Source organism: Xanthomonas codiaei, from assembly GCF_002939785.1.
Lineage (GTDB): Bacteria > Pseudomonadota > Gammaproteobacteria > Xanthomonadales > Xanthomonadaceae > Xanthomonas > Xanthomonas codiaei.
In genome coordinates, this window is record NZ_MDEC01000021.1 from 1 (window position 1) to 14700 (window position 14700).

At 66.6% G+C, this 14700-nt stretch carries 11 protein-coding genes; 6 read left to right on the top strand and 5 right to left on the bottom strand.

The window, feature by feature from the left end:
• Positions 1-298 precede the first annotated feature (298 nt).
• Entirely contained in the window at positions 299-1936 is a 1638-nt protein-coding gene (locus tag XcodCFBP4690_RS14735; RefSeq protein ID WP_104541942.1) for a Na+/H+ antiporter, read from the bottom strand.
• 632 nt (positions 1937-2568) lie between these two features.
• The gene (locus XcodCFBP4690_RS23140) at positions 2569-3363 is read right to left on the bottom strand and encodes a hypothetical protein (RefSeq protein WP_244183668.1); all 795 of its coding nucleotides are present in this window, start codon (positions 3361-3363) and stop codon (positions 2569-2571) included.
• 293 nt (positions 3364-3656) lie between these two features.
• Here XcodCFBP4690_RS23140 and XcodCFBP4690_RS14745 point away from each other — a divergent pair, with 293 nt between their 5' ends.
• The gene (locus XcodCFBP4690_RS14745) at positions 3657-4214 is read left to right on the top strand and encodes a fasciclin domain-containing protein (RefSeq protein WP_167394637.1); all 558 of its coding nucleotides are present in this window, start codon (positions 3657-3659) and stop codon (positions 4212-4214) included.
• Positions 4215-4583: 369 nt separating this feature from the next.
• Here XcodCFBP4690_RS14745 and XcodCFBP4690_RS14750 read toward each other — a convergent pair whose 3' ends face one another.
• The 3 genes from XcodCFBP4690_RS14750 to XcodCFBP4690_RS14760 all read right to left on the bottom strand — a co-directional run bounded on the left by XcodCFBP4690_RS14750 (position 4584) and on the right by XcodCFBP4690_RS14760 (position 8332).
• A complete protein-coding gene (locus XcodCFBP4690_RS14750; RefSeq protein WP_104541944.1) occupies positions 4584-6029 on the bottom strand; it encodes a UdgX family uracil-DNA binding protein in 1446 nt (481 codons plus the stop codon).
• Positions 6030-6164: 135 nt separating this feature from the next.
• Entirely contained in the window at positions 6165-7409 is a 1245-nt protein-coding gene (locus XcodCFBP4690_RS14755; RefSeq protein ID WP_104542090.1) for a putative DNA modification/repair radical SAM protein, read from the bottom strand.
• Between the two features lie 116 nt (positions 7410-7525).
• Complete coding sequence (locus tag XcodCFBP4690_RS14760) at positions 7526-8332, bottom strand: dioxygenase family protein (RefSeq protein WP_104541946.1); 807 nt, start codon at positions 8330-8332, stop codon at positions 7526-7528.
• Positions 8333-8569: 237 nt separating this feature from the next.
• Between XcodCFBP4690_RS14760 and XcodCFBP4690_RS14765 the strand changes: the two genes are divergently transcribed.
• From XcodCFBP4690_RS14765 to XcodCFBP4690_RS14785, 5 genes are all read left to right on the top strand, one after another.
• Complete coding sequence (locus tag XcodCFBP4690_RS14765) at positions 8570-9466, top strand: LysR family transcriptional regulator (RefSeq protein WP_104541948.1); 897 nt, start codon at positions 8570-8572, stop codon at positions 9464-9466.
• A 93-nt stretch (positions 9467-9559) separates the two neighbouring features.
• Positions 9560-10129 (top strand): flavodoxin family protein, encoded by a 570-nt coding sequence (locus XcodCFBP4690_RS14770; protein WP_104541950.1) that lies wholly within the window; start codon positions 9560-9562, stop codon positions 10127-10129.
• Between the two features lie 360 nt (positions 10130-10489).
• Entirely contained in the window at positions 10490-11485 is a 996-nt protein-coding gene (locus tag XcodCFBP4690_RS14775) for an aldo/keto reductase (protein ID WP_104541952.1), read from the top strand.
• A gap of 257 nt (positions 11486-11742) precedes the next feature.
• The gene (locus XcodCFBP4690_RS14780; protein WP_104541954.1) at positions 11743-12438 is read left to right on the top strand and encodes a glycosyltransferase; all 696 of its coding nucleotides are present in this window, start codon (positions 11743-11745) and stop codon (positions 12436-12438) included.
• 148 nt (positions 12439-12586) lie between these two features.
• Complete coding sequence (locus tag XcodCFBP4690_RS14785; protein ID WP_146091911.1) at positions 12587-14656, top strand: M13 family metallopeptidase; 2070 nt, start codon at positions 12587-12589, stop codon at positions 14654-14656.
• The last annotated feature ends 44 nt before the right edge of the window (positions 14657-14700 follow it).

Here is a 14700-nt window from a genome sequence, read left to right on the forward strand (position 1 = left end):
TGCATCTGCTCCGATGATCAGTCGGAAGACATAACGCTGTTAGGCGACCATGTCCAGATACAAGGAGCGCACCCGGGCGCGACGGGCTGTCCAGAGAATGCGTCTCGCCTCCTACCGCAGCCGTGGTCATCGCCATGGCCGCTGCGATTTCCGATTCTCTAGCCGGCACGTCCAGAGGTGTCGGGACAGCCCTGTCGCGCCCGGGTGTGCTCCTACGGCAAAAGGTCATTGCCCGGGCTTTTGCTTTTGCTTTTACGAATCCCGATTCCCGAATCCCGAATCCCGCGCGTCAGCGCGCTCAAGCGCGCTTGCGCGACTCGATCAGATCCAGATTCCGCACCAGCCGCCGCGACAGGTCGTCGGAGATCTCGCGCCGCCGGGCCAGCTTGAACAGTTCGTTGCGCTCGGCCACCAGCGCGGTGTGGCGAAACTGACGCAAGGCCTGATCGAAGGCACCGGCCTCTTCCGGGTCGGTCTCGGCCATGTCCACCGCGCCCAGCTTGCGCTGGTAGCGCTGGCTGACCTGGTTGGCGGCGGCGTTGTAGCGCTCGGCATGCGCACTGTCTTCCACCAGCCGCTGGCGCAGCTTTTCCACCGCCTCCAGCGCCGCCTGCGAGGCCGCCTTGATCGCCAGGTCTTCCTTCTGTTGCTCGTCTTCTTCTTCCGGCAATTCCAGCCCGCGCAGCAGGCGCGGCAGCGCGACACTGGCCACCAGCAACGACACCAGGATCACCGAGGCCGCCAGGAAGATCGCCAGCTGGCGGGCCGGAAACGGCGAACCGTCCTGCAGGACCAGCGGCAGGGTCAGCACGCCGGCCAGGGTGATGGCGCCGCGCACGCCGGCCAGCGACACCGCCACCACGATCCGCCACGGCGGGCTCACATGCTGCTCGCCGCGGCGTTGCGCCTTGAAGATGTTCCAGCGCAGCGACAGCCACACCCAGACGAAGCGCAATGCCATCAGGCTGGTGCTGATGGTGGCCACGTACACCGCCAGCCACCACGGATTGAGATGACCGGCCTCCTGCACGCTGCGCACCGCACCATCCAGGATGCCCGGCAACTGCTCGCCCAGCAGCACGAAGATGATGCCGTTGAAGGTGAACTGCACCGTGTCCCACACCGCCGAGCGCTGCAGGCGCATGTTGCCCGGCGCGTTGCCGGCCATTTCCACGTAGCTCATGGTGATGCCGGCGGCCACCGCGGCCAGGATGCCGGAAGCATGAAAGGCTTCGGCCAGCAGGTAGGCGGCGAAGGGCGTGAGCAGGTTGACCAGGATCGCCGAGCCGGGCTCTTCGCCGAAATGCCGCCAGATCCAGCCCTGCACCCGGCTCAGGCCGAACGTCGTCGCCACGCCCAGTCCCAGCCCGGCCAGCGCTACCCAGAGGAAGGTCAGCGAAGCGGTCGCCACCGAGAAGGTGCCGGTGAGGACCGCGGCCACGGCGAACTGGAAACACACCAGGCCGGAGGCGTCGTTGAGCAGCGACTCGCCCTCCAGGATGTGCATCAGCCGCTTGGGAATCGGCACCTTGGAGGCGATCGACGACACCGCAACGGGGTCGGTCGGCGAAATGATCGCCGCCAGCGCGAAGGCCACCGCCAGCGGCATGGCCGGGATCAGCCAATGAATCAGGAAGCCGGCACCGATGACGGTGAAGATCACCAGCCCCAGCGCCAACTCCAGGATCGCCCCCTTGTCGCGAAACAGGCCCTGCTTGGGAATGCGCCAGCCATCGAGAAACAGCAGCGGCGGCAGGAACAGCAGGAAGAACAGTTCCGGTTCCAGCTCGTGCCCTGCATCGAACACGCCGGAGACCACCGCGCCCAGCGCGATCTGCACCAAGGGCAACGGCAGCGAGAACGGCAGGATGCGGATCAGATAACCGCTGGCCGCGACCGCCAGCAACATGGCGAGGACGACATCGATCGAATGCATGCAAAACCCGGAAGATAAAGATGGCCGCGCGCCGCACCGTCCATGGCGACGCCAGGCAACGCACCTACGGGAACATACCGGTTTGCAACCGGTGATGAAACCACCGCTGCCGCACGCGCTGCGCCTGGGGCTGCGTTGCACGTGGACACCGGCGCGTCACCTGCATGCCGTGGCTGGCATCGGATGCTGTGGCTTTGAGTGGGCGCCACTGGACACCGGCCTGATTGCGTGCGCCCCCCGGGTCGTGCGGTGCCATGCACGCGTCGTCTTCGCCGCCAGCGTCGGCGACGCTGGCGTGAGCAACCAGCGCAGTTGCAAGGTCCGATCAAGCGATCGGATCGCCGTGCAGCGCAAGCCGCCATGTCTGCCTTCACCCGGCGCTATCGCGCTGCGTGGTCTCGCAGGTTCGCCTGGTCAAACTGCTGCGCGCGGCCCATCGTGATTGACCGATCACTGTGCGATGGACCTGCTTCAGGGCAGCACCTGCTCGAGGGGCACGCGCTCGCTGCAGAACCCGGTACGCCGAGCGCGCGCGTGACCAGCCGCCGTTGCAGACAGCACCAACATGGGACTCACGCACGCCAGCGCCGATCGGCACCAGCACCGCTTGGCAAGGCATGTGCATGGCCGGATCAGGTGTACCGGGCAGGCGTGTGACCGCTCTGCTTCGCAGGCAGCGCAGCCTGTACCGGGACCACAAAGCTGGCCACATGCAGGACCAGCCTGGAATCGTAATGCTCCACCGTGACCTTGACCGTCCTGACCTTCTTCGCAAAGGCGAACGGCCACTGCGCCTTGATCATCTCCTGCCCGACCTTGCGGCCCTCGACGTCCTCCACCAGCGCAATGCGCACCGGATAGCTGCCTGAGCCGACATTCTCCGAATCGTTCGCATCGACCATGCCGAGATGGGCCTTTGAGAATGCCAGCGTCGACGGCCCGCCATTGGTGAAGTTGGCGCTGTCGTCGAAGCCCAGATTCCTGTAGCTGTACGTCAATACCACCACCTGCCTGGGCATCCAGGCGCCGCCACCATCGTCGCGCAGCCTGACGTTGGCAACGCGCACCGAATCGACAGTGAATTCCCATTCCCCCGGAACGCGCCATTGCTGGTGCGGCCGATAGCTAGCAGCGGCGGGCGCCTGTGCAGCAGCAGTTGGCTCCTGCGATTCCATCGCGGCCCGCGCACCACCTGACAGCACCAGGCAAGCTGCGGCCAGACAGGCGGCGAGAACGGATGTGGTGCGATGCGGTGGTGTCGAGGTCATTCCAGGCGAGCCTCGTTCGATGAGACATGTGGGGTGAGCGAGATTACGTTCGACGTACTGACTGCATTTGCATGGAAGCGAACATCGGTACGACTTCCGGAGTCCGCCGGCATGCCTGCAACCAGACGCCAGCGCATTGCTTGAGAATATCCACCGCATTGCACGTGGCATCTGGTCGAACGGGCCACAGCGCAGCGGTTTGCCATATGCACGTGCAGAGCAGCGCGCCAGGTGCAGTGCAACATAAGGCCCATGTGAACAGCCGTGACGCTGCATTCCCCCCGAACGCACGTGGCCCAAGGCCGACCTGACGCCATGCCATGGCCGGCAGCGAGCCCAGGCAGAAATTTCGATAAAGTAAAGATCGCGTGATGCATCCGGCGCGCGTCTTGCGGCGTATCAGGGTCTACGGTCGCCAGCCGGCGCCCGCCTACCCAAAGGATCGCTGCCTCATGAAGACCTCATTGAAGTCGCTTGCCATTGCCGCCGCCATTGCCCTCACCAGCGCAACGGCGCCGGTGTACGCCGCCTCCAACCCGATGGTGGGCGGTGCGCCGATGCTGGCCACCAAGGACATCGTCGACAACGCGGCCAACTCCAAGGATCACACCACCCTGGTCGCCGCGGTCAAGGCCGCCGGCCTGGTCGAGACCCTGAAAGGCCCAGGCCCGTTCACCGTCTTCGCTCCCACCAATGCCGCCTTTGCCGCATTGCCGGCCGGCACTGTCGATACGCTGTTGAAGCCCGAGTCCAAGCCCACCCTGACCAAGGTACTCACCTACCACGTGGTGCCGGGCAAGGTGGATGCGGCCTCGCTGATCGCCAAGATCAAGGCCGGCGGCGGCAGCGCCATGCTCACCACCGTGCAGGGCGAATCGCTTACCGCAAAGCTCAACGGCAAGAAGGTCACCCTGACCGATGCCAAGGGCAATACCGCCACCGTCACCACTGCCGACGTCATGCAGAGCAATGGCGTGATCCACGTGATCGACAAGGTCTTGATGCCGTAAACCCCGCATGCAGTCGCCCGGTCAGTGCGACCGGGCGATCGCCCTTGGCGGCAATTGAGCAACGTGTCATGCAGGGGCGCCCGGGCCCGCGCAAAGCGTCATTGGGATGCCTTCCCGCATGCCTGGACGCCCCTGCACCTCAGCGGCACCTGCCTCATGCGGTTGCTTGCCTTGCGCAAGGCCCCGCCAACGCAGGCTGCACCATCGCCGCAACACGGCGGTGACGGAACACGCGGCGTGCCGCGCGTTCCCTTGGTGTCAATCGAGCAGCGACACCGTGCGCGTGCGCATGCACGCGCATCTTTTTGACCAGGCGCTCTTGTGTCTCCAGGCGTCCTCGGAGCGTTTCCACGTGCCGTTGGTCCTCGTCTAAGCGGTGTGGGCGCCACGCGCTGGCGCTACGCCGGGCGCCGAAAGCAATTGGCGCAGATCCTCCACCAAGCCGCGATAGCCCTCCTCCCGCGCCGCCTCCGATCCCTGCCGCAGCACCCAGGACGGATGCACGGTCGTCAGTACCGGCGTGCCATCGTCCAGGCGCAGCCACTGCCCGCGCTCCTGCATCAGCCGAAACCTGCTGCCCAGCACCGCCTGTGCCGCGGTAGCGCCCAGGCAGACAATCTGCGCGGGACGCAACTGGGCACGCTCGGCCTGCAACCAGCCGCTGCAGGCCTGCACATGCGTGCGCTCGGGGTTGCGATGCAGGCGGCGCTTGCCGCGTTGCTCGAAGCGGAAGTGCTTGACCGCATTGGTCACGTAGAACCCACTGCGATCCACGCCCAACTCGCCCAAGGCCATGTTGAACAGGCGCCCGGCAGGCCCGACGAAGGGACGCCCGCTCAGATCCTCTTCATCGCCGGGCTGCTCGCCGATCACCATGACGGCCGCATCCTCCGGCCCTTCGCCGAAGACGGTCTGGGTGGCCGGCCGCCACAACTCGCAGCGTCGGCAATCGCGCGCGGCCGCGCGTAGCTGCGCGATGCTCTGCGTCGCCTCGACGGCAGCGGGTACCGGCGCCGCCGGCACCCGGCGGCGTACCGGCTCGGGTGCGCGCTCGGCCATCTCGCGCACGCGCACACCGGCTTCGCGGATCAGCTCCGGCAGCAGCGCCGCCTCGGGCAGGTTCTTCCAGTATTTCTGCGGCATTTCCTGCCGCATCATGGTGGGATTGAGCCGGGCCGGATTGAAGATGTGCGCATAGTAGGTGCGCCATAGGGTCTCCTGCGCGTCGTCGGCCGGCACCTGTGTACGCACGGCCCCCTCGCCGAATGCCAGAGCATGGCCATCCCAGCGCACGCTGCGATACGGGGTCAGGATCGCCCAGCGCATGCCGGCGAAGCGCCGTGCAAAGAACGGGGCAACGCGGTCCACGATGTGATGTTCCGGCTCGAACCAGGCCACGAAGTCTTCTTCTTCGCCCGGCAGCCGGCGGAAGCGCACGAACGCCTTCATCTTGTGGGTATCGCGCTGCACCGCCTTCTGCCATTGCCGCAAGCGATGCACGTCCACATCGGTGGCGCGCTCCAGCAGCGCCTTCTCGCCCGAGGCAATCCGCCACAACAACCGATACAACACCGCATGCCGCTGCGGATCGCGATGGCACAGCACCGATGCGGCCAGCTGCATGAAATCCGCCGACACCCGCGGCGGTGCGGCCAGCACCGGCAATTCCAACAGCCCCTGGCCCATCAGCAACCCACCCTGCGCGCCCCCATTCCACGCCACATGGTCAGGCTCCACCTGCGCACACCACCCCGCCCGCGCCAGCGCACGCCACGCCTCGAAACTCCACGCAGGTTCCACCTCAGCGCTGAACATCGTCTACACCTGGCCTCTCGATTCTCGCCATCGCCTTCGCTTTACGGGCGGCACCCAGGACTTTCCGCTGCTGCATGCGGCCGTACCCTCATCCGCCCTTCGGGCACCTTCTCCCGACGGGAGAAGGGACAGGCATCAATCGAACAGACTCGCCTGCCGAGGCGCCGGCGCCAGCTGCGCCCGTAACCGCACCGGATCGTCCAGGCGCTGGCGCGGATGATGATCCAGCACGCTCACGAACGGCAGCAGCTTCTTCATCGGCACCCGCAACCGCGCCAGATCGCCCACGCGCAGGCGCGCATGCCGGCGCGACAACAGCAGCCGCTCCACATTGCGGGTTCCCAGGCCCGGCACCCGTAGCAGCATCTCGCGCGGCGCCACATTCAGATCCACCGGAAAGCGTTCGGGATTGCGCAGCGCCCAGGCCAGCTTCGGATCCACGTCCAGATCCAGCATGCCGCTGGACTGCGCCGGCGCGATCTCCTCCACACTGAATTCGTAGAACCGCAGCAACCAGTCGGCCTGGTAGAGCCGATGCTCGCGCTGCAGCGGCGGCGCCTGCAGCGGCAGCTTGGACGAAGCGTCCGGAATCGGACTGAAGGCCGAGTAATACACCCGGCGCATGCGGTAATTGCCGTAGAGATTGTGGCTGGTGTCCAGAATGCTGCGGTCGTTGGCATCGTCGGCACCAACGATCATCTGGGTGCTCTGCCCAGCCGGCGCGAACCGCGGCGGCTTGGCACGACGCACGGTTTCGGCCTTGCGCTCGAGCTGGTTTTCCTCGATGCGCCAGCGCAGCTCGCCCATGGCCGAGCGGATGCCGCCCACGCTTTTTTCCGGCGCCAGTTGCGTCAGACCCTGCTCGGTGGGCAGTTCCACATTGATGCTCAGGCGGTCCGCATAGCGGCCGGCCGCAGCCAACAGGTCGGGCGCAGCATCGGGAATGGTCTTGAGATGGATGTAGCCGGCGAAGTGATGCTCTTCGCGCAGCTGCCGCGCCACTTCCACCAGCTGCTCCATCGTATAGTCGGAGTTGCGGATGATGCCGCTGGACAGGAACAGGCCTTCGATGTAGTTGCGCTTGTAGAAATCCAGCGTCAGCGTGACCACTTCTTCAGGCGTGAAGCGCGCGCGGCGCACGTTGCTGGACACGCGATTGACGCAGTACGCGCAATCGAACACGCAGAAATTGGTCAGCAGGATCTTCAACAGCGACACGCAGCGGCCATCGGGCGTGTACGAATGGCAGATGCCCATGCCCTCGGTACTGCCGATGCCGCCGGTGCCCAGCGAATTGCGCTTGTTGGCGCCACTGGAGGCGCAGGACGCGTCGTATTTGGCGGCGTCGGCGAGGACGGCGAGCTTGTCGAGGATCTTCACGCGGGCAGCATGCAACCTGGGCGTCTCAGCCTATGAGACTGCGGCCTGGTTCATCGTGAATGCTTCAGAGCATGCGGGTGCAGCCACTGCCACGGCTGCACTCGATGCTTGCCTGCTCAGGCGGCAAGCGCGGTGTGGCCGTCGAAGCGATACAGGTCCATGGCCAGGAAACCCTGGTCGATACCGGCATCGATGCGCTGTGCGCCGAGTTGCTCGCTCCCGGCCGCGCCCATCGCCACGTACAGCGGCAACAGGTGCTCGTCGCTGGGATGCGCACGCTCGGCATACGGTGCCTGGCGGCGGTAATCGAGCAAGGCCGGGATATCGTTGTCCAGCAGCTTGCGCTCGGTCCAGTCGATGAAGGGCCGCACGTACGGCGCTTCGCGCTCGGCGCTATAGCCCTGGCGGAAATCGTGCAGGTTGTGGGTGATGCTGCCGGAACCGATCACCAGCACCCCCTCCTCGCGCAGCGGCGCCAGCGCGCGCCCCAGCGCGAACTGGTGCGCCGGGCCAAGTTCCGGCTGGATCGATACCGACACCACCGGGATATCCGCCGCCGGATACAGCAACCGCAGCGGCACCCACACGCCGTGGTCGAAACCACGCTGCGGGTCCAGTTGCGGATGCAGCCCGGCCTGCTCCAGCCGCCGCGCAACCTGCTGCGCCAGGGCTGGCTCGCCAGGCGCCGGATAGCTCAACTCGTACAGCGGCGCAGGGAAGCCGCCGAAATCATGGATGGTGGCTGGCCGCGCCGCACTGCTGACCAGCGGGCGGCGCCCCAGCCAGTGCGCACTGGCCACGACGATGGCGCGCGGCCGCGGCAGCCGCTGCCGCAGTTCCTGCAGCCGTTGCCCCACCTGGCCCGGCTGCAGGGCGGTCATCGGCGATCCGTGCGAGATATACAGCGATGGCATGCGATGCATGAGTGACTCCTCGAAAAGACAACAGGGTTCGACGCGCCGGCTCGGCGCAACGTGCCATCGCCCGGCGGCGGCTGCACGATCGGCACGCCCACAGCGCCGGATATTCCCAACCACCGCCGAGTTGGCGGGCAGGACAGGCGCTCGCTCAAGAACCTCGACAGGGTATTACCTGCAAATTTCTGATAAACGCATCAGATTCGGATAATTTATTGCGACCACAGCAATAATCGAACGCTCATGGACACCCTGGATGCGATGCGCGTGTTTACCGCCGTCGCCGAGCGCAGCGGCTTCAGCGCCGCCGCCGAGGCGCTGGACCGCTCCACGGCCAGCGTCACCCGGCAGGTCGCCGCGCTGGAACAACGCCTGGGCACCCGCCTGCTCAATCGCACCACGCGCCGGGTCAGCCTGACCAGCGCCGGCACCGCCTACTACCATCGCTGCCTGCAGCTGCTGGCCGACCTGGACGACCTGGAGGCCACCATTGGCGCGCAGGCGCTGGAGCCGGCCGGCGTGCTGCGGGTCAATGCGCCGGTAAGCTACGGGATCGAGCGCCTGGGCGCGCTGCTGCCGGGGTTTCGGGCGCGTTATCCGCAGGTGGACCTGGACCTGTCGCTGTCCGATCGGCTGGTGGACATGGTCGAAGAGGGCTTCGATGTCGCCATCCGCATCACCCGCCAGCCGGCCCCGATGCTGATCGCGCGACAACTGGGCACGGTCCGGCTGCTGCCCTGTGCAGCGCCGGAGTATCTGGCACGCGCCGGTACCCCCACGCATCCGTCCGATCTGGCCGGCCACGAATGCCTGCTCTACCACTACTCGCCGAGCGGCGACGAGGTGCGCTTTCACGGGCCGGACGGCGATATCGCCGTGCGCGTCCATGGCGGGCTGCGCGCCAACAACGGTCATGTGCTCAATGCGGCGGCGCTGGCCGGCCAGGGCATCGTGATGCAACCGGATTTCCTGGCCGCCGCACATCTGGCCAGCGGCCGCCTGGTACGCATCCTTCCCGAGTACGAACTCGGCGACATCGGCATCTTCGCCGTCTACACCAGCCGCAGCCACCTGGCGCCGAAGGTGCGCAGCTTCATCGATTACCTGGTCCAGTGCCTGGCCGAGCCGGCGCCCGGCTGAACGGCCACGACAACAGTTCGTCCCGTGCGTGGTCATGTTCCTGTCGCGCCTGGTGTGCGCACAATCGGGCCCCTTCATCCGGCAGGAGCGTCCATGAGCAAGATCGCCATCGTGTACTTCAGCGGCTACGGTCATACCGCAAAACAGGCCGAAGCCGTGCATGCAGGAGCCGCCAGCGTGGCCGAAGCCACGCTGTACCGGATCGGCCAGGACGGCAACCTGCCCGACGGTGCCTGGGACGCGATCGCCGCCGCCGATGCCATCATCTATGGCAGCCCCACCTACATGGGCGGCCCGGCGTGGCAGTTCAAGAAATTTGCCGACGACAGTTCCAAGCCGTGGTTTGCGCAGGCATGGAAGGACAAGGTCGCGGCCGGCTTCACCAACTCCGCCTCGGCCAATGGCGACAAGTACGCCACCATCCAGTACCTGTGGACCCTGTCGCAGCAGCACGGGCAGGTCTGGGTCGGCACCGGCCTGCCGCCTTCCAACACCAAGGCGCACGGGCCGCAGGACGTGAACTGGACCGGCGGCTGGGGCGGTGCGCTGGCCATCTCGCCATCGGATGCCTCGCCGGACGAGGCGCCGCGCGCTGGCGACCTGGAGACCGCCCGGCTGTTCGGCAAGCGCGTTGCCGACTTCGCCAACAAGCTCAGCGGCTGAGCCACCGGCATCGGCGCGCGTCTGCCTGCCTGGCGCAGGTGGATGCACGCCGGTGGCAACGCATGCCGGATGCGTGCGTGGGACGGCCGCGCCAGTGCCGCTGCATCGATGGCCTTGCCGCCTTGGCAGCCTGCGGGCGGCAGGCGGCAGGCGGCAGGCGATGTGCTGATGATCGATGATCGACGGCGCCTGCGGTCGGGCGCACGTGTTGTCGCGGTTGATGTGGCGATCGGTCTGGACGCTTGCTGCGGCCGATGACCACCGGCCCTGGGCATCCAGACCTTCGCGCTCGACCCACATCGCGCTAACGCCCACCACACCACCCTGCCCGCCTACCCCGCTGCACGGAGCCGCCCCCTCATGCAAACCCGTACGCTTGGCCGTTCCGGCCCCACCGTTTCCGCACTTGGCCTGGGTTGCATGGGCATGAGCGCGTTCTATGGCGATCGCAGCGATGAAGCGGCGTCGATCGCGGTCATCCATCGCGCGCTCGACCAGGGTGTCAGCCTGCTCGATACCGCCGACATGTACGGCCCACACACGAACGAGGTACTGGTCGGCAAGGCGATCGCCACGCGCCGGCACGAGGTCTTCCTGGCCAGCAAGTTCGGCATCAAGCTCGATCCGGACAATCCGCAAGCGCGCGGCATCGATGGTAGCCCGGCCTACGTGCAATCGGCCTGCGAAGCCAGCCTGCGTCGCCTGGGCGTGGAGCACATCGACCTGTACTACCAGCATCGCGTGGACCCCAACGTGCCGATCGAAGACACCGTGGGGGCGATGTCGCGCCTGGTCGAACAGGGCAAGGTGCGCTTCCTCGGCTTGTCCGAAGCGGCGGACACCACCATTCGCCGTGCGCATGCGGTGCATCCCATCACTGCGGTGCAGACCGAATATTCGCTGTGGTCGCGCGAGCCGGAACACAACGGCGTGTTCGCCACCGTGCGTGAACTGGGCATCGGCTTCGTGCCGTACTCGCCGCTGGGGCGCGGCTTCCTCACCGGTGCGTTCTCCTCGCCCGACGACTTCGATGCCGACGATTACCGCCGCCATTCGCCGCGTTTCCAGGGCGAGAACTTCACCCGCAACCTGCAGCTGGTGGAGCAGGTCAAGGCGATTGCCGCCGACAAGGGCATCACCCCCGGGCAACTGGCCCTGGCCTGGGTGCTGGCACAGGGCCAGGACCTGGTCCCCATCCCCGGCACCAAGCGCCTGGCCTACCTGGAGGAAAACCTCGCCGCGCTCGATGTGGCATTGATGCCGGACGAACTGGCGCGCATCGATGCGATCTTTCCGCCACAGGCCGCGGCCGGCACCCGGTATCCGGAAGCGACCATGGGCTCGGTGCATCGCTGAGCACTGCCGCATGGCCGTCTCGTCGCGGCGGTCTTGCAGCCGGGCTCATGCGGTGATTTGCCGGCAGTGATTTGCCAGACCCCAAACGCCAGGCCTTGCAACCGGTCTACACAGGGCAGGCGTTGCACGCTCCACCCGGACTCTCCGTCCGGATCCCGCCTGCATCGCGGTAGCGGATCGGCGCGGTGGACGCGCGCTCACACCACCGCATCGCCGCTGCCCGCACACTGACCGCCGTCTTTGCACGGGCCGCACCCATGCTGTCCTTCGTGATCCCCGCCCACAACGAGGCCGCACTGATCGGCGAAACCTTGCACTGCCTGCATGCCTGCGCGCAGGCAATGCAGCTGGACTACGAAGTGGTCGTGGTGGCCGATGCCTGCGACGACGACACCGCCGCCATCGCACGCGCCAACGGTGCACGGGTACTGGAAGTGCAGCTGCGGCACATCGCCGCCACCCGCAACGCAGGCGCGCAGGCCACACATGGCGAGCGCCTGCTGTTTCTGGATGCCGACACCCAGGTCAACCCGCAGGTGGTTGGCGCAGCGCTGCAGGCACTGGATGCCGGTGCGGTGGGCGGAGGCGCGCAGGTGCATCTGCATGGCAAGCGGGTATGGGTCGAACGCACTGCCCAGGCCATCTTCGGCTGGCTGTTCCGCATTGCCGGCATCGCGCCAGGGTGTTTTCTGTTCTGCACGCGCGTGGCCTTCATCAGCGCGGGCGGCTTCGATACGCGGTATTACGCTGGCGAGGATGTGGCCCTGAGTCGCGCGCTGGCGCGCCGCGGACGCTTCGTGATCCTGCGCCAGACCGTGCATACCTCCGACCGCAAATTGCGCAGTTTTTCCAAGCGCGAACACCTGGGCCTGCTGCTGCGCTTTCTGTGGCGCGGGCGGCGCATGCTGCAGACCCGCGACGCGCTGGGCTTCTGGTACCAGCGGCGGCGCTGAACCGGGCGTGTCCATGGCCGGCGATCACGCACCGGCACCTGCCCTCGAATCGGGACGTGGCAGCGCAGGCCACTTACACTGCCGTTCTTGTTCCGGTTTCGAGTTGCACCGCATGGCTTCTTTGCATCGCCCTGTCCTGATCGCTGCCATGGCTGCCGCGTCCCTGACCACTGCAGCCTGCCACCGCGAGGGCGCCGCGCCCGCCGGCGATACGCATGCCACCCCGCCGCCCAGCGCACCCAAGCTGGGCCAGTTCGGGTTCGATACCGCAGGCATGGACCGCAGCGTGGCCGCTGGCGACGACTTCTTCGGCCATGCCAATGGGAGCTGGGTCAGGCACACGCAGATTCCCGAGGACCGCGCAAGTTTCAACAGCTTCGTCGGCATCGCCATCGACACCGAACGCCACAGTCGCGACATCATCGAAGGCGCCGCCGCCAACGACCGCGTCACCGGCGAAGACAAGCAGATCGGTGATTACTACGCCGCCTACATGGACGAGGCCAGCATCGAGGCCAAGGGCGTGCATCCGGTACAACCGGAGCTGGAGGCGATTGCGCAACTGGACGACAAGCAGGCGCTGGCGCGGACCCTGGGCGGGCAATTGCGCGCCGACGTGGATCTGCTCAACGCGACCAATTTCCATACCGACCGTCTGTTCGGCCTGTGGGTCTCGCAGGATCTGCACCACCCCGGCCGCTACGTGCCGTATCTGGTGCAGGGCGGCCTGGGCATGCCCGAGCGCAGCTTCTACCTGGACGGCGGGCGCATGGCGCAGCTGCGCGAGGCCTACCGCGCGCATATCGTCAAGTTGCTGGAGCTGGCCGGCATCGACGATGCACAGGCCAGGGCCGAGCGCATCCTGGCGCTTGAAACGGCGATGGCGCGCGTGCATGCCAGCCCCGAGCAGACCAACAACGTCCAGGCCGGTGCGAACGCCTGGAAACAGGCCGATTTTGTCCATCGCGCACCGGGCCTGGACTGGGGCGTGTTCTTCGATGCCGCAGGTCTCAAGGCACAGCAGGATTTCATCGTCTGGCAGCCACAGGCGATCAGCGGGCTGTCGGCGCTGGTGCACTCCGAACCGCTGCAGACCTGGAAGGATTACCTGAGTTTTCGCGCGCTCGATCGCGCCTCGCCGTATCTGTCCAAGGCATTCGCCGATGAGCGCTTCGCGTTCTACGGCAGCACCCTGGAAGGCACGCCGCAGCAGCGCCAGCGCTGGAAGCGCGGCATCGACGCCACCAACGCCGCCTTGGGCGAAGCGGTGGGCAAGCGCTATGTGCAGAAATACGTCAGCGCGCAGACCAAGGCGCGCGCCGAAGAGATGGTCAAGAACCTGATCGCCGCGTTCGACAAGCGCATCGATGCGTTGGAGTGGATGACACCGCAGACCAAGCAGCACGCCAAGGCCAAGATCGCCGGATTGACGGTGGCGGTGGGCTACCCGGACAGCTGGCGCGACTACAGCGCCCTCGATGTGCGGCGCGACGATGCGCTGGGCAACGTGGAACGCGCCGGCCTGTTCGAGTACCGCCGCAATCTGGCCAAGCTCGGCAAGGCCGTCGATCACCGCGAGTGGTACATGCTGCCGCAGGAGGTCAACGCGCTGAACGTGCCGCTGGAAAATCGCCTGATCTTCCCCGCCGCGATCCTGCAACCGCCGTTCTTCGACCCGGCGGCCGACGATGCCGTGAACTACGGCGCCATCGGCGCGGTGATCGGCCACGAGATCAGCCACAGCTTCGACAACATGGGCGCCCTGTTCGACGAACACGGCGAACTCCACAACTGGTGGACGCCACAGGATCTGAAGAAGTTCGAAACCGCCGGCAACGCGCTTGCCGCGCAGTTCGGCGCCTACAAGCCATTCGACGATCTCTCGGTCAACGGCAAGCTGACCCTGGGCGAAAACATCGCCGATGTCGCCGGCCTGGCCACCGCCTACGACGCCTACCAGCTGTCGCTGCAGGGCAAGCAGCCACGGACCATCGACGGCTTCAGCCCGGATCAGCGCTTTTTCCTGGGATTCGCCCAGGCCTGGCGCGGCAAGTACCGCGATGCGGCGCTGCGCAACGCCGTGCTCACCGACGTGCACGCACCCGGCCGCTTCCGCGCGCAGACCGTGCGCAACCTGGACGCCTGGTATCCGGCCTTCGATGTGAAGCAAGGCCAGCAGCTCTATCTGGCACCCGAGCAACGGGTCAGGATCTGGTAGCGATGCGCCGCGGTCTGCGGGGCTGACCGCGCAGGCCGTTCGCG